Annotated in this window: 15 protein-coding genes; 3 read left to right on the forward strand and 12 right to left on the reverse strand. The window is 69.9% G+C overall.

All coding sequences use genetic code 11. From position 1 onward, the window contains the following. Positions 1 to 422: 422 nt before the first annotated feature. The 3 genes from QMK61_RS16540 to QMK61_RS16550 form a co-directional block, all read right to left on the reverse strand. On the reverse strand, positions 423 to 2,384 hold the full coding sequence (locus tag QMK61_RS16540) for a CocE/NonD family hydrolase (RefSeq protein ID WP_302073341.1): 1,962 nt from the start codon (positions 2,382 to 2,384) through the stop codon (positions 423 to 425). Positions 2,385 to 2,528: 144 nt separating this feature from the next. Continuing rightward, on the reverse strand, positions 2,529 to 3,128 hold the full coding sequence (locus QMK61_RS16545) for an OmpA family protein (RefSeq protein WP_302073342.1): 600 nt from the start codon (positions 3,126 to 3,128) through the stop codon (positions 2,529 to 2,531). A gap of 254 nt (positions 3,129 to 3,382) precedes the next feature. Then, complete coding sequence (locus QMK61_RS16550; RefSeq protein WP_302073343.1) at positions 3,383 to 4,384, reverse strand: DUF4105 domain-containing protein; 1,002 nt, start codon at positions 4,382 to 4,384, stop codon at positions 3,383 to 3,385. 112 nt (positions 4,385 to 4,496) lie between these two features. Here QMK61_RS16550 and QMK61_RS16555 point away from each other — a divergent pair, with 112 nt between their 5' ends. Continuing rightward, positions 4,497 to 6,410 carry an alpha/beta fold hydrolase gene (locus QMK61_RS16555; RefSeq protein ID WP_302073344.1) on the forward strand — a complete coding sequence of 638 codons (1,914 nt, stop codon included), beginning with the start codon at positions 4,497 to 4,499 and terminating at the stop codon, positions 6,408 to 6,410. 7 nt (positions 6,411 to 6,417) lie between these two features. On the opposite strand, the gene QMK61_RS16560 is transcribed toward QMK61_RS16555, so the two are convergent. From QMK61_RS16560 to QMK61_RS16570, 3 genes are all read right to left on the reverse strand, one after another. After that, positions 6,418 to 6,750, reverse strand: a complete 333-nt coding sequence (locus QMK61_RS16560; protein WP_302073345.1) for a DHCW motif cupin fold protein — start codon at positions 6,748 to 6,750, stop codon at positions 6,418 to 6,420. Between the two features lie 118 nt (positions 6,751 to 6,868). Next, positions 6,869 to 8,644, reverse strand: coding sequence for an acyl-CoA dehydrogenase C-terminal domain-containing protein (locus QMK61_RS16565; protein ID WP_302073346.1), 1,776 nt, complete (start codon positions 8,642 to 8,644; stop codon positions 6,869 to 6,871). A 28-nt stretch (positions 8,645 to 8,672) separates the two neighbouring features. Beyond that, positions 8,673 to 9,173, reverse strand: coding sequence for a hypothetical protein (locus tag QMK61_RS16570; RefSeq protein WP_302073347.1), 501 nt, complete (start codon positions 9,171 to 9,173; stop codon positions 8,673 to 8,675). A 126-nt stretch (positions 9,174 to 9,299) separates the two neighbouring features. Here QMK61_RS16570 and QMK61_RS16575 point away from each other — a divergent pair, with 126 nt between their 5' ends. Then, complete coding sequence (locus QMK61_RS16575; protein ID WP_302073348.1) at positions 9,300 to 9,767, forward strand: SET domain-containing protein-lysine N-methyltransferase; 468 nt, start codon at positions 9,300 to 9,302, stop codon at positions 9,765 to 9,767. Positions 9,768 to 9,852: 85 nt separating this feature from the next. Continuing rightward, entirely contained in the window at positions 9,853 to 10,398 is a 546-nt protein-coding gene (locus QMK61_RS16580; RefSeq protein ID WP_302073349.1) for a type 1 glutamine amidotransferase domain-containing protein, read from the forward strand. Between the two features lie 490 nt (positions 10,399 to 10,888). On the opposite strand, the gene QMK61_RS16585 is transcribed toward QMK61_RS16580, so the two are convergent. The 6 genes from QMK61_RS16585 to fusA form a co-directional block, all read right to left on the reverse strand. Beyond that, positions 10,889 to 11,122: a hypothetical protein gene (locus QMK61_RS16585; RefSeq protein ID WP_302073350.1), complete on the reverse strand. Its 234-nt coding sequence runs from the start codon at positions 11,120 to 11,122 to the stop codon at positions 10,889 to 10,891. Between the two features lie 392 nt (positions 11,123 to 11,514). Next, positions 11,515 to 12,348 carry a sel1 repeat family protein gene (locus QMK61_RS16590; RefSeq protein ID WP_302073351.1) on the reverse strand — a complete coding sequence of 278 codons (834 nt, stop codon included), beginning with the start codon at positions 12,346 to 12,348 and terminating at the stop codon, positions 11,515 to 11,517. A 171-nt stretch (positions 12,349 to 12,519) separates the two neighbouring features. Then, on the reverse strand, positions 12,520 to 14,016 hold the full coding sequence (glpK, locus tag QMK61_RS16595; protein ID WP_302073352.1) for a glycerol kinase GlpK: 1,497 nt from the start codon (positions 14,014 to 14,016) through the stop codon (positions 12,520 to 12,522). 304 nt (positions 14,017 to 14,320) lie between these two features. Beyond that, a complete protein-coding gene (locus QMK61_RS16600; protein ID WP_302073353.1) occupies positions 14,321 to 15,154 on the reverse strand; it encodes an MIP/aquaporin family protein in 834 nt (277 codons plus the stop codon). Between the two features lie 63 nt (positions 15,155 to 15,217). After that, positions 15,218 to 16,741: a glycerol-3-phosphate dehydrogenase gene (gene glpD, locus QMK61_RS16605; protein ID WP_302073354.1), complete on the reverse strand. Its 1,524-nt coding sequence runs from the start codon at positions 16,739 to 16,741 to the stop codon at positions 15,218 to 15,220. A 369-nt stretch (positions 16,742 to 17,110) separates the two neighbouring features. Continuing rightward, positions 17,111 to 19,150, reverse strand: a complete 2,040-nt coding sequence (gene fusA / locus QMK61_RS16610; protein ID WP_302073355.1) for an elongation factor G — start codon at positions 19,148 to 19,150, stop codon at positions 17,111 to 17,113. Between the last annotated feature and the right edge of the window lie 96 nt (positions 19,151 to 19,246).

A 19,246-nucleotide genomic window follows, 5' to 3' on the forward strand; every position in this document is an offset into this window, starting at 1 on the left:
CAAGGCATCGGCCGCCTCCTCCGAACTGACCGATGCAAAGTCTGGATGTGTCCACCATGTCCCCGAACACCTGTCCACCATGTGTCCGGGCTAAACACCTTCGGGGAGGAGGGGGACATCGCCCGCTTTGGCTTCCTCTCCCCTTTGGGGAGAGGATTGAGGTGAGGGGCGGGTGCTTGCGGGAGCGCTTCCAAGAATGAGCTTGTCGCGAGGCTGGCCCCTCACCCCGGCCCTCTCCCCGGAGGGGAGAGGGGGAGATCATGGCTCCGTCACAATTCTTCGCGGTGCCTGCTTTGGCTTCCTCTCCCCTTTGGGGAGAGGATCGAGGTGAGGGGCGGGTGCTCGCGGGAGTGTTTCCAAGGGCGAGCTTGTCGCGAGGTTGGCCCCTCACCCCGGCCCTCTCCCCGGAGGGGAGAGGGAGGTTACGGCTCCGTCACCGGCAGCGCGATGTAGCTGGCTTCGCCCGGCCCGTGGTAGACGCGCTGGGTGGCCTTCACGTAGTCCGCCGGCCTGGCCAGGAAGATGTTCGGCACGAAGGTCTGCGGGTTGCGGTCGTACAGCGGGAACCAGCTCGATTGCACCTGCACCATGATGCGGTGGCCGGGCAGGAACACGTGGTTGGCAGCGGGCAGGTCGAAGCGGTAGGCCAGCGGCTTGTCGGGAGTCAGCGCCGCGGGCTTGTCGAAGCCGTTGCGGTAGCGGCCGCGGAAGATGTCCATCGCCATCGCGAGCTGGTAGCCGCCCATCTCGGGCTGCTCGGCCACCTGGTCGGGATAGACGTCGATCAGCTTCACCACCCAGTCGCTGTCGGTGCCGCTGGTGGAGGCGACCAGGTGCACCACGGGCGCGCCGGCGATGGCCAGCGGCGCGGTCAGCGGCGCGGTTTCGTAGCTGAGCACGTCGGTGCGGCCGGAGGCCTCGCGCTGGTCGTCCACCAGCCATTCGGACCAGGTGAGGCCATGGTCGTAGCCGATCGGCTGGATCGGCCGCGCGCGGAACGGCACCGGGTGGGCCGGATCGGAGACGTATTCGTCGTAGGCGGTGCCGCCCGCGGGCGCGTCGAAGCCGAGCTGCATGCCGGGCTGCAGGTACAGCGCGCGATCCTTGCCGGGGCAGCCGCTGTCGCAGGCCAGCGGCCAGCGCTGCAGCCGCTGCCAGCGGTCGGTGCCGGTCTGGAAGGCGGTGACCGGGGCGAGGTCCGCCTTCGGCGCGCCATCCTTGAGGTACTGCGCGAGGAACGGGCGCAGGATGTGCTGGCGGAAGTACTTCGCGGTATCGCTGCCGAAGCGGATCGCGCCCAGCGAGCTGCCTTCCGCGATCTCCTGGCCGTGGTGCCACGGGCCCATCACCAGCTTCACCATGTTGCCCGTCTTGTCCTTCGGCTTGATCGCGCGGTACACGGCCAGCGCGCCGTAGATGTCCTCCTGGTCCCACAGGCTGTGCACCAGCATCACCGGCACGCTGAGCGGCTGCGCGGCGAGCAGCTTGTCCACCGCCTGCTGCTGCCAGAACGCGTCGTAGGCGGGGTGGGCGAGGACCTTGTCCCAGAAGCCGAGCTGGCGCATGCCGTAGGCGTCGGCCAGCGCGCCGGCGGAGCCGTAGTGCATGAACAGGTCGTACTCGTCGTGGTAGTTCGTCCACCACTTGTACTTGTTGTCGCGGCTAGCCTCCTGCTCGTAGATATAGCTGAGGTTCTGCTGGCGGAAGGCGCCGTGGTGGAACCAGTCGTCGCCCATCCAGCCGTCGACCATCGGGTTCATCGGCACCGCCGCCTTCAGCGCGGGGTGCGGGTGCACCAGCGACATCAGCGGCTCGAAGCCGTCGTAGGAGATGCCGATGGTGGCGACCTTGCCGTTCGATTCGGGGAGGTTCTTCACCAGCCAGTCGATGGTGTCGTACGTGTCGGTGGCGTCGTCCACTGGCGTGGGGTTGAGCGGGCCGTGCACCGGCCGGTTCATCACGTAGTCGCCCTCGGAGCCGTACTTGCCGCGAATGTCCTGGATCACGCGGATGTAGCTGTCCTCCGCGATCACGTCGGCGGCGTTGTCGTAGCCCTCGAGCAGCGGTTCGAGATGGCCGCTCATGAAGTTGTGGGTGAGCTGGTGCGCGTCGTAGGGCGTGCGCGTGAGCACGATGCCGGCGTGCTGCGCGCCCTTCGGCACCAGGATCACGGTGTTGAGCTTCACGCCGTCGCGCATCGGGATCATCACGTCGCGCTCGACGTAGTCGAAACCGCCGGTGGCCGGCTTGAAGCTGGCCGGCGTCTCGCTGGGATAGTCGGGGTATTTCGGCGGCGCGTCCTGTGCGGGCAGGATGCCGGTAACCGAAAGCAGGAAGGCGAACAGCGCGGGCTTCAGCCCCGCGGCGAGGCGGCGCGGTGTCATGGCGGTCGATCCCCTTGGTGGATGCAACCGGTCCAGCTTACTGCGCCGGGCGGCCGCGAGGGCGGCCGCATGCGCGAAGCGCACGATGGAAACGAAAACGCCCGGCACCGCCGGGCGTTTTCGTTTCCGCAGGGAAGGGGCTCGTCAGGGAGCGGCCGAGGCGACCGCGCCGGTGCCGGCGGAATCCACCGTCAGCGAGACGCGGCGGTTGTCGGCGCCGCGATCGTGGCTGGCGCCCTTGGCGACCTGGCGGTCGGCATCCTCGCCGTAGCTCACCGCGCGCACCTGGTCGGCGTTGAGGCCGCTCTGCACCAGGAAATCGCGCACGGCCTTGGCGCGCTCCATGCCCAGGTGCTTGTTGTAGGCGCGCGAGCCGGCCGGATCGGCGAAGCCTTCCACCGTGATCAGCGCATTCGGGTGGTACTTGCTCATGGTCTCGGCGAAGTTCTGCAGCGCGGGCTTGTCCTGGTCGTTCAGGGTGCTGCTGTTGAAGGCGAAGTGCGCCACGGTGTCCACGCTGACGCGGCCCTGCATCGCGGTGATCTGCGCGTCGTACTTGGAGAACTGCGACTGCATCTGCTGCTTGATCGCGTCGATCTGCTGCTGCTGGTCCTGCTGCTTCTGCTGCAGCTGCTGGATGGCGGCGTTGAAGTCGTCCTTCTTCACGTATTGCGAGCAGCCCGCCAGGCCCACGGCCATGAGGCTTGCCGCCAGCACGGCGGTTCGGGTGGTGCGGATGTTCATCGCGTGTCTCCTGGTGGGTGCCCGCGACGCGATGACAGCAGCGGCGCGGGTCGTTCGAGGAAAGCATGTCGTGTGCTGTCTTTTCGAACCTAACCCATGTCGACGCGCACATGCGCGTTTCGCGGCTCCGTCGCTGCGCTGATGTTCAGCTTCCTGCACAAGAAGAAAAATTTGTGTTGCGTCGTTGCGTGCACGCATCACAAAAAGCGCGATCGCATCGTGTGCAGCAGGCTTTTGTTCAGGCTTCGGCGCGGTCAGCGCTTCGGCGCGCGAATCGCCGCGGAGAAATCCTCGCCGGGCCGGCTGGCGCGCGCGCGTTCGGTGATGCGCGCGCGCCGGGTCCATTCGTCCAGCGTCAGCCGGTGGTCGAGCGCGCCGACCTGGTACAGGTAGCCGGGCAGGTAGCCGGTGAGCAGCAGGCGCACGTCCCACGGCAGGCCGGGATCGAGCTGGCGCGCCATGCGGTAGACCACGGTGGTGCAGTTCGAGGTGACGGTGTTGTAGAACTCGGGCGTGGCCGCCAGCCGGTTGGCGGTGCCGACATAGGACAGGAACAGCGCGCGCATCGCGCCGCGGCTCATCGACAGCGGGTAGAGATAGTCGTCTTCGCCGCGCACGTTGGTGCGCACGCGGATCACGTCGCGCTCCGGCGCGGCGATCAGGATCGCCTCGAAGTCCTTGAAGAAGCCGCCGATGGAGGAGAACCGCTGGCCGCGTCGCTTGCGGATCTCCACCGAGAACACCAGGTGGCGGCCGTCGTCGAAGCCGAACGAGATCATCGCGTGGGCGATCGCCTTGCTGCCCCAGTGCGACAGCACGGCATCGGCGGAGACCAGCCGGTCGAGGTCGTAGGTCCGCGTTTCCCAGCGCGCGTCGTAGTCGTCGTCGCTGCGCCAGGCGAAGTCGCGCACGTTGTGCAGGGTGACCGTGCTGCCGTGCACCTCGCCGGTGAGCAGGCGCGAGACGTCGTCGGCCCACGCGCGCTGATGGGTCGGCGCGATGGTGGACCACCACGCCAGCAGCAGCGCATACATCAGCGCGTAGCCGCCCAGCGGCCACCACGTGCGGCGCAGCAGCGCCACGGCGGCCAGCGACAGCACGGCCGCGATCCATGCCGTGGCGCCCAGTGCGCGCAGCACGCCGCCGCCGGGCAACTGGTACCACAGTGCCAGCGCGCCCCAGGCGCCGGACAGGAATGCCACCAGCGCGCCCAGCACGAGCGACACCACCCTGCCGATCGCCCGCAAGCTGCCCATCGCGTCCGTCCTGGCCGTTGCCGATGCGCCAGCCTGCCGCGTCGCGCGCCGGATGGCAACGCCACCGCGCGCGATGGCTACAATCGCCGCGGGAAGACCGGAACGGAGCCGGATGAGGCAGGGAACCACCACGCGGGGCTGGGCATGGCGACTGGCGCGGCTGCTCGCGCCGGCGCTGCTGCTGTGCACGGGCGGCTGCGCCATGGTGGGCGTGAGCCAGCTCAAGCCGCACGACGTGGTGACCGAGCGCCGCGCCGACGTGCTGGGCTCGGGCCAGCTCAGCGACAACACGGTGCAGGCGCTGAACGTGGTCGCGCTGGGCGCGAAACAGTGCATGCAATCCTTCGACACCTGCAGCGGGATCGTCGAGCACTCCACCGCCCTGGACGAGGAGCGGCGGCTGTCCGCGCTGTCGGAGCTGTGGCTGGGACGCGCGCTGCGCGGCGACCGCGGCCCGGCGATGGACGACGCCACGCTGGACGCCTACCTGCAGTGCGCGCGCTACGCCTACGCCTACCTGTTCTACACCGCGCGCACGCCGGCCAGCCGCGTGTTCGACCAGCGCCAGGCCAAGGTGATCACGTTCTACGACTACGCCGTGGAGCGCGTGGTGGGACGCTGGTTCCAGGAGCTGCCGAAGCTCGGCGCAGGCTGGAGCCGGGCGCAGCTGGCGGGCTGGACCGTGCTGCGCCCGGACACCGACCTGCACCTGCGCGACGTGCCGGCGGAGCTGATCCCGGCCTCCGCGCTGCGCTTCAAGGGCCTGCGCAACGTATACCGGCGCGACGGCTTCGGTTCCGACTTCGTGGCGGTGGCGCCGCCGCGCGCGGCCGATGCGCCGGCCGCACCATGGCGCGAGCCGCGCTTCGCCGCGATGACCGGCGTGCTGGTGTTCGGCGGCAACACGCTGGACGAGGTGCTGGCCACGAAGCAGGTGCAGCTGCTGGCGCGCGATCCCTACCGCGACGCCAGCGTGGACATCGCCGGACGCGAGGTGCCGCTGGGCGCCAACTTCACCGCGCCCTACGGGCTGTGGCTGGCGCGCTCGGGCTTTGCCATGCAGTCGATCCGTTCGCTGCTGGGCCGGCAGGGCGGCCTGCGCGAGCCGCGCGTGCTGCTGATGCAGCCGTACGACCCGGGCCGCATGACGGTGGTGATGCTGCACGGCCTGGCCAGCAGCCCGGAAGCCTGGATCAACGTGGCGAACGAGGTGCTGGGCGACGAACAGCTGCGCCGCAACTACCAGGTGTGGGAGGTGTACTACCCCACCAACGCGCCGATCGCGGTGAACCTGGCGCGCATCCGGCAGGCGCTGGACGCCACGATCCGCCATTTCGACCCGTCCGGCACGGCGCGTGCCACGCACCACATGATGCTGGTGGGGCACAGCATGGGCGGCGTGATCGCGCGCCTGCTGGTGTCCTCCAGCGGCGACCGGCTGTGGGGCCTGGTCCCGGCCGGCCGCGACCTGTCGCCCGCGAGGCGCGCGCGGCTGCGCCAGCGGCTGGCGCCGTACCTGCAGTTCTCGCCGATGCCGCAGGTGGACGCGGCGGTATTCCTGGCCGCGCCGCACCGCGGCACGCCGTTCGCACGGCACCGGCTGGCGCGCTGGCTGGCCGAGCTGATCCGGCTGCCGGTCAGCCTGCTGCAGGAGGTGGCCGGCATTTCCGACCTGCTGCAGGACGCCTCGGGCAAGGCCGCGCCCATCCACGTGTCGAACAGCGTGGGCAACCTCAGCGACGCCGATCCCTTCATCGCCGCCACCGCGACGCTGCCGATCTCGCCGCAGGTGCGCTACCACTCGATCATCGGCCTGTACAAGCCGCGCGGATCGTTGGCGCAGAGCAGCGACGGCGTGGTGCCCTACGCCAGCGCGCACCTGGCCGGCGCCGCTTCCGAAGTGGTGATCCCGTCCTGGCACAGCGTGCAGGAGACGCCCGCGGCGATCCTGGAGCTGCGGCGCATCCTGCACCTGCACTTGCAGCGGGCGCAGGCGGTCGTCGCGCCGGCCGCGCGACGGCCCTGACCGGTTCTCAGTCGACCACGAAGAGACGCGCGCCGGTCGGCGTGGACGACCGGTGCGCCGCGTCGCCGTGGTCGGAGACCTGGTAGCTCATGCCGGGCGTGAGCACGAAGCGGCGACCGTCGCGCAGCTCGCTGTGCAGCTCGCCTTCCAGCACGTACAGCACGTGCCCGCGGTCGCACCAGTGGTCGGCGAGGTAGCCCGGGCTGTATTCGACCAGCCGCACGCGCAGCTCGCCGGCCTGGAACGTGCGCCACAGGGCCTCGCCGGTCTCGCCGGGGTGGCGGGTCGCCGGCACGCTGTTCCAGTCGGTCACGGTGAAGGGCAGGGCGGGCAGCTGCATCGGGGACTCCGGGGGAGTGGGCGGGTGCGCACCATGGCACCGGAACTTCCGGGGCGGATGGCCTGCAAGTCACGGGACGGGCAGGCGCCCGGATGCGTTCCGGGCGCCTGGCTCCGGCTCAGGCGAGCGCGGGCAGCGTCGCCACGCCGGCTTCGATCGCCGCCTTGTGCGCCAGCGTGCGCGGCAGGATGCGGGCGAAGTAGAACGCGGCGGTGTCGCGCTTGGCCTGCTTGAACGCCTCGGTCTGGTTGCCCGCCTCGGCGGCCGCCACGGCACGCGCCCAGAAATAGGCGAGGGTGACGTAGCCGGAGTACCACAGGTAGTCCACCGCGGCGGCGCCCAGTTCCTCCGGATCGGCCTGCACGCGCTGGGCCAGCGCGAGGGTCAGTTCGTTCCATGCCTTCAGCGCGGCGCCCAGCGGCGCCACGAAGGCGGCGAGCTTCGCGTCGCCCGCGTGCGTCTTGCAGAACGCGCCGATCTCGGCGGCGAAGTGCCTGAAGCCCACGCCCTGCAGCTGGAGGATCTTGCGGCCCAGCAGGTCGGCGGCCTGGATGCCGGTGGTGCCCTCGTACAGCGTGATGATGCGCGCGTCGCGCACGAACTGCTCCATGCCGTTCTCGCCGATGTAGCCGTGGCCGCCGTACACCTGCAGCGCTTCCTTGGTGCACTCCTGCGCGAGTTCGGTGACCACGCCCTTGGCGATCGGGATCAGGAAGGCGACCAGCTCGCCGGCCTGCCTGCGCTCGGCCTCGTCGGCGGCGCGCGCCTCGATGTCGGTCTGCAGCGCGGTGTACAACAGCAACGCGCGCGAGCCTTCCACGAAGGCGCGCTGGGTCAGCAGCATGCGGCGCACGTCCGGTTGCACCAGCAGGTTGTCGGCCGCCTTGTCGGGGAACTTCGCGCCGGACAGCGCGCGGCCCTGCAGGCGCTCGCGCGCGTAGTTCAGGCTGTTCTGCCAGGCGCGTTCGGCCAGCGCCAGGCCCTGCACGCCCACGGAGAGGCGCGCGGCATTCATCATGGTGAACATCGCCGCCAGGCCCTTGTGCGGCTGGCCGATCAGGTAGCCGGTGGCGCCGTCGAAGTTCATCACGCAGGTGGCCGAGCCCTTGATGCCCATCTTGTGCTCGATGGCGCCGGCGAAGGCCGGGTTGCGCTCGCCCAGCGAACCGTCCGCGTTCACCCTGAACTTCGGCACGATGAACATCGAGATGCCACGGCTGCCGGGCGGCGCGTCGGGCAGGCGCGCCAGCACCAGGTGCACGATGTTCTCGGCCAGGTCGTGCTCGCCGGCGCTGATGAAGATCTTGGTGCCGCTGATCGCATAGCTGCCGTCGGCGTTGGGCTCGGCGCGCGTCTTCAGCAGGCCGAGGTCGGAGCCGGCCTGCGGCTCGGTGAGGCACATGGTGCCGGTCCAGCGGCCTTCCACGATCGGCATCATGTAGGTCTTCTGCTGCTCGGGGGTGCCGTGCAGCTCCATCGCGTGGCAGGCGCCTTCCGACAGCAGCGGATACAGGCTCCACGCCAGGTTGCCGGACTGGAACAGCTCGGTGGTGGCGATGCCGACCACGCCCGGCAGCGCCTGGCCGCCGAACTGCTCCTGCGCGGTGAGGCCGGCCCAGCCGCCTTCGGCGAAGGCCTTGAAGGCTTCCTTGAAGCCCTTCGGCGTGGTGACCGTGCGGGTGGCCTTGTCGTAATGGCAGCCCTCGGCGTCGCCCGGCGCGTTGGTGGGCGCCAGCACCTGCTCGGCGAGCTTGCCGGCCTCCTCCAGCACCGCGTCGAGCAGGTCGCGGGTGTGGCCTTCGCCGCCCTGCAGTGTCGTGAGGATGGCCTCGGCGCCGAGCAGGTCGAAGAGGGCGAAGCGCTGGTCGTCCAGCGGGGCCTTGTAGAGGGTCATGGCGGATTCCTGTCGGTGTGGTGCGTGATCAGCGGTACGTATCGGGGATGCCCGGCACCGGCGAGAGCCAGTCGTTGCCGTGGAAGTCGAAGTCGCGTGTTTCCGGCGCCTTCTTCTCACCCTGGTCCTGTTCCGGCGTGGCCCGGACGCTGCCGTTGACGCGATAGGCGAGCGAGCCGGCGCTGCCCTTCGCCGCGATGGCGGCCAACGCCCTGGCCATCGCCGGTGTGGGCAGCACGTCGAGCGTGGTCACGTCGCCGGACAGGGCGGGTATGTCGCGCCGGAAATCGGCATGCAGCCGCACCGGCACGCCATCGGCCACCTGCAGCGTGCCGTCGATGGCGAGGAAGGTCATGCCGGTGTAGCTGTTGTTCTGGATGCGCAGGGTGAGGTGCCACAGCCCGTCGGGCCGCACCTCCATCTGCTGGATGGTGATGGTGGGCGGGTAGACGCTCTTGCGCGGCGGGCCGCAGGCGGCGAGGCCGGCGGCCAGTGCGACGAGGGCGATGCAGCGGAGCAGTCGTTTCATGGCGCACCTCAAACGATTGTTTGAATCCTAGCCGAAGCGCGGGCCGAGGTCCAAGCGGCCGCGGCGGTTCCCATCGCCGCGGCCGGCAGGCATCATGGGCGATTCCACCCGCATCCACGGAACGCCATGACCCGTCGCATCGTCGCCCGTCGCTCGCCCATCCACGGCAATGGCGTGTTCGCCGTCGCCCCGATCAGGAAGGGCGAGGAGGTCATCGAGTACAAGGGCACCCTGATGACCCACGCCGAGGCCGACGAGTTGTACGGCGACGGCGGCGAGACCGGCCACACCTTCCTGTTCACGCTCAACGACGAGTACATCGTCGATGCCAACCGCAAGGGCAACACCGCCCGCTGGATCAACCACAGCTGCGCGCCGAACTGCCGCGCGCTGATCGAGGAAAGCGCCAGCGGCGACCCGCGCCGGGACCGGGTGGTGATCGAGGCGATCCGCAACATCAGGCCGGGCGAGGAGCTCACCTACGACTACGGCATCACCCTGGACGTTCCGCACACCGCGCGGCTGAAGAAGCTGTGGAAGTGCCTGTGCGGCGCGCCGAACTGCACCGGGACGCTGCTCAAGCCGAAGCGCTGACCGGCTCACCCTGCGGTCACGTTTCCGGCACGCGGCGCCGATGCGGCGCGCGCCATGCTGTGGCGCCCGTCCGGAGAACGCCGCCATGAACGCACCCCGCCTGCGCAACCGCCGCATCGCCATGCTCGCCACCGACGGCTTCGAGCATTCGGAGCTGACCGAACCGAAGCGCCTGCTGGAGCAGGAAGGCGCCGAGGTGCAGGTGATCGCCCCCGGCGACGCCGCCGAGATCCGCGGCTGCGGTGGCGACTGGAACGGCAAGGTGCGCGTGGACCTGCCGCTGGACGGTGCCGACATCGCCGGCTTCGACGCGCTGGTGCTGCCGGGCGGGGTGATGAATCCCGACAAGCTGCGCCTGCATCCGGAGGCGATCGACCTGGTGCGCCGCTTCGGCGGCACCGGCAAGCCGCTGGCGGCGATCTGCCACGGCCCGTGGACGCTGATCGACGCGGGACTGGTCGAGGGCAGGCGGCTCACCTCCTGGCCCTCGCTGCGCAAGGACCTGGAGAACGCCGGCGCGCGCTGGGAGGACAGCGAGGTGGTGCGCGACGGCCCGCTGATCACCAGCCGCAAGCCGGACGACATCCCGGCCTTCGCCAGCGCGCTGATCGAGGTGCTGGCGATGGCGTGAGGGCTCGTGCCGCACGACTTCATTTCCAGTGTCGACGACCTGTCCGGCTCGTCATCCCGGCTTGCGCCCCACTACTGTCCGGAATAATTTCGAACACCCGCAACCTGTGCGGTACCTATCCGCCATGCGCATTTGCTCGTCATCCCGGCGCAGGCCGGACAAGCGCGCAGTGCGCAGAACGCCCGCAGGGCGGCCCCGAAGGGGCGAGCGCAGCGAGTCATCCAGTAGCGACCACGCTCACTCAAGCCGCACGGTGACTGGATGACCAGACCTTCGTCTGTTGATAAAGCGCCTCCGGCCCGCGGCGGAATGACGAGCCGGAGGGGTGGTCGCTACCAGAAATGAAGCCGCCCCCTTGCTGCATCTCGTGTAAACGGCCTGGGCATTCACTCTCCAGCAGCGCCCCGGATCATCCCGGACAGCAATGGGCTTGCATCGGGAATGACGAACTAGAGCGCGGTGCCGTACCCATCACGCGGATGGTGTGTGTTCACGAGGAGGGAAAGGGCTTGTGCTCCGGCGAGTTCTGCGGCTCATGCGGCGCCTCGCTTTCGGGCAGGCGGTGCTTCGCCGGACCCTTGCGCGGTATCGGTTGCGGCTCGGGGTAGCCCTTGGTGCCCGCCGGTGGCCGCACGTCATCATCGCTTTGGCGCTTGCGTTCCTCACAATCGTGGTCGTAGCCGAAGGCGTCGCATCTGGAATCGTCGCGTCGGTCGTGCTGCATGGTCGTCTCCGCTGCCGCCAGCGCCCACGGGCGCGATGCGGGCATGCTGGCGGGCCCCGCGTGCCACGCGGCGTGAAGGGCGCGCAGGTGGCGCGTCAGCGTCTCTCAGAGCCTGTTCACGATCTCCGCGTAGCCCGCGCCGGGAGCTGTTTGCACGCAGGCCAAGGAAGAGTGAGGGGGGGACGTCCGTCCACGACTGAACGATGACACCGGCCTGCGGGCAAACAGACCCGGCCCTTCGGGTTGCCTTGCTTTGGCCGCCATGCGGCAGCGCGCGGCTTGGCCTGCCCGCCAGGCAGGCGCTGCGCCACGCACTCCCACCTGGCGGCCAAAGCAAGGCAACGCGGGCCACGCGGAGATCGTGAACAGGCTCTCAGGAATCGACCGGACCATCATTCATCCGGGCCGTCGGGTGGTTTCCCGGGCACGGGCGCGCCGGGGCCGGGTGCCGGCACGCTGGCTTTCTGCAGCGTGCCGATCGTCACCGTGCCGTACCACTGCGCGTCGCGTGCGGCGAAGTATTTCCCTGGATCCAGCAGCGCCGGGTCGTAGGTGCCGCAGCCTTCCCTGGGAACTTCCACGCCGCCGAGGAAGAGCGACAGGCCGGTGCAATCCGTCTTCGCTTTCATGGCATCCAGCTCCGTCGCGGCGGCTGTCCGGACGCCGTAGTCGAAGCCGGTGTGCGACCCGGTGAATGCCCTCTTCGCGTCGAACAGCGCCAGCTTCATGCGCTGTTTGGCGATGTCGTCGCCGTACTCGCGCCGCAGCGTGCCCAGCCGTGCCTGGGCCTCGTCGTGCTGCGCCGTGGACAGCATGGCGCAGACCCCGTCGCGGGCCTGCACGTAGGCGGGGTAATTGCGCTCGGACGCAAGCGTCATCCACGCGCAGGCGGTGGCGAGGTCCTTCGGGACGCCGCGGCCATGGAGATACATCATCCCGATGCTGAGCTGCGATAGCTTGTCGGCGTAGCGCGCGCCGTACTTGAAATACTTGAGGGCGTCCTGGTACTTGCCGGCGAACAGGTTCCGCATGCCGGCGAACTGGCCGAACAGATCGGGATGCCCCCAGGTCGAGGCATGATCCATCGCTTCGAGGATGCCCTGGATCTTCGGGTTGGACCGGGGAGGAGGAGGCGTGCCGGTTCCAGCGGACGCGGCATCGGTGGCATGGACGGAGGTATCGGCGGCCCGGTCGGCATGCGCCACCGCAAAGGCATCCAGCAGCAACGCGCACGATGCGGCGGCAAACAGGGTCGATCGCTTCATGGCTACTCCTTGTCGTCGAGCTGAGAGCTTGCTTCCTGCTACTGATACACCCTCGGGCCAGGGTATATCGGCTCCGGCATCTTCGCCATCCCGCGCCGTACCGCGATGCCGGGCGCGGTGCCCTGCAGGGATTCAGACCCTGAACCCCAGCGTGGCCTGCACCGCCTGCTGCCAGCCGGCGTAGAGCGCCTCGCGCTGTTCCGCCGGCATCGCCGGCTCGAAGCGGCGGTCCACCGCCCATTGCCGTGCGATGTCCTCGCGGCTGGCCCAGAAGCCGGTGGCCAGGCCGGCCAGGTAGGCGGCGCCCAGCGCGGTGGTCTCGGCCACCTGCGGGCGCAGCACCGGCACGTCGAGGATGTCGCTCTGGAACTGGCCGAGGAAGTCGTTGGCGATGGCGCCGCCGTCGGCGCGCAGTTCCTTCAGGCGGAGGCCGGCGTCGTTCTCCATCGCGGCCAGCACGTCGCGGGTCTGGTAGGCCATCGACTCCACCGCGGCGCGCACGAAGTGTTCCTTGCTGGTGCCGCGCGACAGGCCGAATACCGCGCCGCGCACGTCGCTGCGCCAGTACGGCGCGCCCAGGCCGACGAAGGCCGGCACCATGTACACGCCCTCGCTGCTGCGGGCGCGCTCGGCGTATTCCTGCGAGTCGCTGGCCTTGCCCAGCATACGCAGGCCATCGCGCAGCCACTGGATCACCGAACCGGCCACGAAGATGCTGCCTTCCAGCGCGTATTCCACCGTGCCGTCGAGGCCCCAGGCGATGGTGGTGAGCAGGCCGTTCTTCGAGGCCACCGCCTGCTCGCCGGTGTTCATCAGCATGAAGCAGCCGGTGCCGTAGGTGTTCTTGGCCATGCCGGGCTCGAAGCAGGCCTGGCCGAACAACGCGGCCTGCTGGTCGCCCGCCACGCCGGCGATCGGCACCTGCTCGCCGAAAAAGTGCTGGCCCAGGGTGTGGCCGTAGACCTCGCTGCTGGAGCGCACCTCGGGCAGCATCGCGCGCGGCACGTCGAGCATGGCCAGCAGCTCGTCGTCCCAGCATTGGCGGTGGATGTCGTAGAGCAGGGTGCGCGAGGCGTTGGTGGGGTCGGTGACGTGGGCCTTGCCGCCGGTGAGGTTCCAGATCAGCCAGCTGTCGACGGTGCCGAACAGCAGCTCGCCGCGCGCGGCGCGCTCGCGTGCGCCCTCCACGCGATCGAGGATCCACTTCACCTTGGTGCCCGAGAAATAGGCGTCGATCAGCAGGCCGGTGCGTTCGCGCACCAGCGTCTCGTAGCCGCCGGCCTGGAGTTGGTCGCAGATCCCGCGGGTCTGCCGCGACTGCCACACGATCGCGTTGTACACCGGCTGCCCGGTGGCCCGGTCCCATACCACCGTGGTCTCGCGCTGGTTGGTGATGCCGATGCCGGCGATCGCGCGCGGGTCGACCTGGGCGTTGTGCATCACCTCGGTGATGGTGGTGAGCACGCTGGTCATGATCTCGCGCGGGTTGTGCTCGACCCAGCCCGGCTGCGGGAAGACCTGCCCGAACTCGCGCTGCGCGATGCCGGCGATGCGGCCGGCGCGGTCGAACAGGATCGCGCGCGAGCTGGTGGTGCCCTGGTCGATCGAGAGGATGTGGGTCTTGTCCATGCCGGTCTTCCCGTGAAGTCGTGGGTGAGTGGCGCAGCCATGCCCGCGCGCCAAGTGCTTTACCTGTCATGCCCGCGGAAGCGCATGGCCGTCCGGAATAATTTCGAACACCTGTGGCTGTGCGACATCGCGCTCTGGCTCGTCATTCCGGCGCAGGCCGGAATCCAGTAGCCGTACGGCTTGAGCGAGCGTGGTCGCTACTGGATGACCCGACCTTCGTCTGTTGATAAAGCGCCTCCGGCCTGCGCCGGGATGACGAGCCGGAGAGGTCGTCGCCATCCGTGATACCGGAGCGCGTGTCGCATCAAGCCGACGGATCGATCGCATCGCCCGCCGCACCGGGTTGTTCCCGCGCCCGCTGGCGCGCCGGCAGGAACGGCAGGATCAGCCACTGGTAGCCGGCGGCGCCGACCACGCCGCCGATCAGCGGGCCGACGATGGGGATCCACCAGTAGTGGTCCGGCGACGGCAGCGCGGACGAACCCCAGCCGGCGAGGTAGGCGAACAGGCGCGGGCCGAAGTCGCGCGCGGGGTTGATCGCCCAGGCTTCCAGGTAGCCCATCGAGGCGCCGATGGTGGCCACCAGCAGGCCGATGATCAGCGCGCCCGAATTGGCCTTGGGCGCCATCTCGTTGTACTGCTCGGTGATCGCGAAGATGCCGAACAGCAGGAAGGCGGTCAGCACCACCTGGTCGAGCAGGGCGTGCATCGGCGTGACCGCCAGGCCCGGGTGGGTGAAGAACACACCGGCCGCGCCGCCGGCCGCGCGGGTGAGCTGGTGCGCCTGGTTGTAGTGGTCGATCACCGGCGAGAACAGCAGGTAGACCACGGACGCGCCCAGGAAGCCGCCGACCACCTGGGCCGCCGAATAGGGCAGCACCTTCTTCCACGGGAAGCCGCGGAACGCGGCCAGCGCCAGCGTCACCGCAGGGTTGGCGTGGGTGCCGGAGACCGAGCCGGTGACGTAGATCGCCAGCGTCACCGCCAGGCCCCAGGCCATGCACACGCCCCAGTAGGAACCCGCGTAGGGGCTGGGGTCGTAGAGCACGTACATGCAGGCGACCGAGTCGCCCAGCGCGATGATGATGAAGACGGCGACGGCTTCGGAGATCAGTTCGCCGAGCAGGGCGCGGCTCATGGCCGCATCCCCGCGGCGGGGCGCGACGTCCGGCCGGGTGGCGTGTCGGTGCGGTTCGGCATCTCAGCTCCTCGGGGTACGGGCGATCGGTTGGTTCGCTGCGGTGGACGCGTCGGCGAGATAGGCGGCCAGCCGCGCCGCCTCGCCGTCGTCGAGGCGCAGGCCGAGCTTGCTGCGGCGCCAGAGCACGTCGGCCGCGTCGACCGCCCACTCGTGTTCACGCAGGTAGTCCACCTCGGCCCGGTACAGGTCGGCGCCGAAGCGTTCGCCGAGGTCATGCAGCGAGCGTGCCTGCCCGAGCAGTCGCGTGCAACGCGTGCCGTAGCTGCGCGCCAGCCGCCACGCCATCGGCGCGGGCAGCCAGGGGTAGCCTGCCTGCAGTTCGCGCTGGTACGCGTCGAGGTCGCTGCGTTCGCCGCCGGGCAGCGGCGCGCCGTGCGCGGTCCAGGCCGGCGAGGCCTTGGACAGTTGCGATGCCAGGCGGTCCAGCGCTTCCTCGGCCAGCCGGCGGTAGGTGGTGAGCTTGCCGCCGAACACGTTGAGCAGCGGCGCGCCATGGGTGTCCAGTTCGAGCAGGTAGTCGCGGCTGACCTTGGCGGCGCTGCTCTGCTCGTCCTCCAGCAGCGGGCGCACGCCGCTGTAGCTCCACGCCACGTCGGCGGGCGCGATACTTCTGCGGAAGTAGCGGTTCGCCGCCTCGCACAGGTAGCGCGTCTCCGCCTCGTCAATGCGCGGCGCGGCGGGGTCGGCGCGGTAGTCCACGTCGGTGGTGCCGACCAGGGTGAAGTCGTGCTCGTAGGGAATGGCGAACACGATGCGCCGGTCGGGCTGCTGGAAGATGTAGGCGTGGTCGTGCCCGAACAGCCGCGGCACCACGATGTGGCTGCCCTTGACCAGGCGTAGCGCATGGTCGTGGCCGACGTGCGCCACCTCGTCGAGGAAGCGCACGGCCCAGGGGCCGGTGGCGTTGACCAGGGCGCCGGCGCGGACGGTCGAGATGTCGCCGTGCCGCGACTGTAATCGCACTTCCCACCCGTCGTCACCGCGGCGTGCATCGATGCAGCGCGTGCGCGGCAGGATGATGGCGCCACGCTCGCGCGCGTCCATCGCGTTCAGCACCACCAGGCGCGCGTCCTGCACCCAGGCATCGGAATAGGTGAAGCCGATCCGGAACCCGTCGCGCAGCGGCGGCCCCGCCGGATGCCGCCGCAGGTTCACCCGGCGCGAGCCGGGCAGGCTGCGGCGGCGGCCCAGGTGGTCGTACAGGAACAGCCCCAGCCGGATCATCCACACCGGCCGCAGGTGCGACTGGTACGGCAGCACGAAGCGCAGCGGCCAGGTGACGTGCGGCGCCAGCCGCAGCAGCACCTCGCGTTCCGCCAGCGCCTTGCCGACCAGGGCGAACTCGAACTGCTCCAGGTAGCGCAGGCCGCCGTGGATCAGCTTGGTGCTGGCGCTGGACGTGTGCGCGGCGAGGTCGTCCTGTTCGCACAGGCAGACCGAGAGGCCGCGTCCCGCGGCGTCGCGCGCGATGCCGGCGCCGTTGATGCCGCCGCCGACGACCAGCAGGTCGAACCGTTCCGCCATCGCACGCTCCGGGTGGGCCATGCCGCCGATGTCCCGTATCGGGTCAGGGCGACAGGCGCACCGGATCGCGCCGGTGCCTGCCAACCGATACGGCGGCGGGTTCGCCGTGATCCTACCCGGAGCGGGCGGATGCGCACAGAGCGCGCATGCCCGGGCTTTGCTCACACTCACGATGGCGTCCGGACTATTCCCGACAGCCGGGTGGGGCCCTCCCCTGCGTGCAGGGGAAGGTTGGGAGGGGGTCAAACCTCGCGGCGAGGTTGCCTACCCCTCCCCGACCCTCCCCTGCACGCAGGGGAGGGGGCTTGCGGCGGGCCCTTCGAGGCGGCAGGTGGAATGCTTTCGCCCGGTTCCGTGTGCGGACACCTCTCAGTCGTCCTCGTCGTGCGGTTTCCATGCCTCGCTCAACTGCTTCTGCACCGGCGCCGGCACCGGTTCGTAGTGGCTGAGGTCGAGGCTGTAGCGGCCGCGGCCGCCGGTCATCGATTTCAGCTCGGTGGCGTAGCCGGCGAGTTCGGCCAGCGGGGCCTGCGCCCGGATCAACAACTCGCCGCCACGTTGTGCGTCGGTGCCGAGGATGCGCGCGCGCTTGCCGGCCAGGCCGCCGGTGACGTCGCCCACGTTCGCCTCGGGGATCGACACCTCCACGTCCACGATCGGTTCCAGCACGACCGGCCGCGCCTTGCCCACCGCGTCGAGGAAGGCCTTGCGGCCGGCGCTGACGAAGGCGACCTCCTTCGAATCGACCGGATGGTGCTTGCCGTCGACCACGGTGACGCGCAGGTCCTGCATCGGATAGCCGGCCACCGCGCCGGTCTCCATCGCCTGGCGCACGCCCTTCTCGATGGCGGGCAGGAACTGGCCGGGAATGGTGCCGCCCTTCACCTGGTCCACGAACTCGAAGCCCGCGCCGCGCTCCAGCGGTTCCACGCGCAGGAACACCTCGCCGAACTGGCCGGCACCGCCGGTCTGCTTCTTGTGCCGGTGGTGGCCATCGGCGCGGCCGGCGATGGTCTCGCGGTAGGCGATGCGCGGCGGGTGGATGTCCGCTTCCACGCCGTAGCGCTCGCGCATGCGCTCCAGCATCACCTTCAGGTGCAGCTCGGACAGCCCGCGCAGCACGGTCTCGTTGAGTTCCTTATGGTGCTCGACGCGCAGGCAGGGATCTTCCTCGGCCAGCCGCGCCAGCGCGTTCGACAGCTTCTGCTCCTGGCCCTTGTGCCTGGGCTCCAGCGCCAGGCCCACCATCGGCTGCGGGAAGCGCGGCGGGGCGAGGTGGATGCGGTCGTGCTGGTGCGAGTCGTGCAGCACGGCGCCGAAATGGATCTCCTCCACCTTGGCCACCGCGGCGATGTCGCCCGGGATCGCCTGCTCGATCTCGGGATGGTTCTTTGCGTCGAGGCGGAACAGGTGGCCCACCTTGAACGGCTTGCGGCCGTCGTCCACGAACAGCTGCGAGTCGCGCCGCAGCGTGCCCTGCCACACGCGGAAGATGCCGAGCTTGCCGACGAACGGGTCGTTGACGATCTTGAACACGTCGGCGACGACGTGGCGGTCCGCGTCGGGCCGCACCTCCACCGGCTTGCCGTCGCCGTCCAGGAACGGCGGCGGGTTGCCCTCGGCGGGATTGGGCAGCAGGCGCCCGGCCAGCTCCAGCAGTTCGGCCACGCCCGCCCCGGTGCGCGCGCTGGCGAAGCACACCGGCACCAGGTGGCCTTCGCGCAGGCACTGCTCGAAGGCGTCGTGCAGCTGCTCGCGGGTCAGCGCCTCCTCGCCGCTGTCCAGGTAGGCGCCCATCAGCCGCTCGCTGATCTCCACCACCTGGTCCAGGATGCGCTGGTGCGCCTCGGCCAGCGAGGAGAAATCGGTGGCGCCGTCGGCGTGGAAGAAGCAGTCCAGCACGCGCTTGCCGCCGTCGGCGGGCAGGTTCACCGGCAGGCACTCGGGGCCGAACTCCTCGCGCAGCGCCTCGACCAGCGCGGCCAGGTCGGCGCCCTCGGCGTCGATCTTGTTCACCACCAGCACGCGCGCCAGGCCGCGCGCCCTGGCGTGTTCCATCATGCGGCGGGTGCCGTGTTCGATGCCGTTGGCGGCGTTCACCACCACCATCACGGTTTCCACCGCGGCCAGGGCGGACAGCGTGCCGCCGCGGAAATCGTTGTAGCCGGCGGTGTCGACCAGGTTGACGTGGCAATCGCCGCGGTCGATGCCGGCGATGCAGCTGTCGATGGAATGGCCGCGCGCCTTTTCCTGCGCGTCGGTGTCCGACTGCGTGGTCCCGCGCTCCACCGAGCCCTGCGCCTGGATCGTGCCGCCGGCGTGCAGCAAGGCCTCGAACAGCGTGGTCTTGCCGGCGCCGGCGTGGCCGGCGAGCGCGATGTTGCGGATGCTTTCCGTGTTGTACGACACGAGACGTCCCTCCCTTGGCAGGGCGCGGCATCGCGTGGCATGAACGGCTCCGCACGAGGCTGCGCGTGGCGGGCCGTCATGGTCGTCCTGCGCACG

Origin of the sequence: Fulvimonas sp. R45, from assembly GCF_030504985.1 — a bacterium.
Classification (GTDB): Bacteria; Pseudomonadota; Gammaproteobacteria; order Xanthomonadales; family Rhodanobacteraceae; genus Rhodanobacter_A.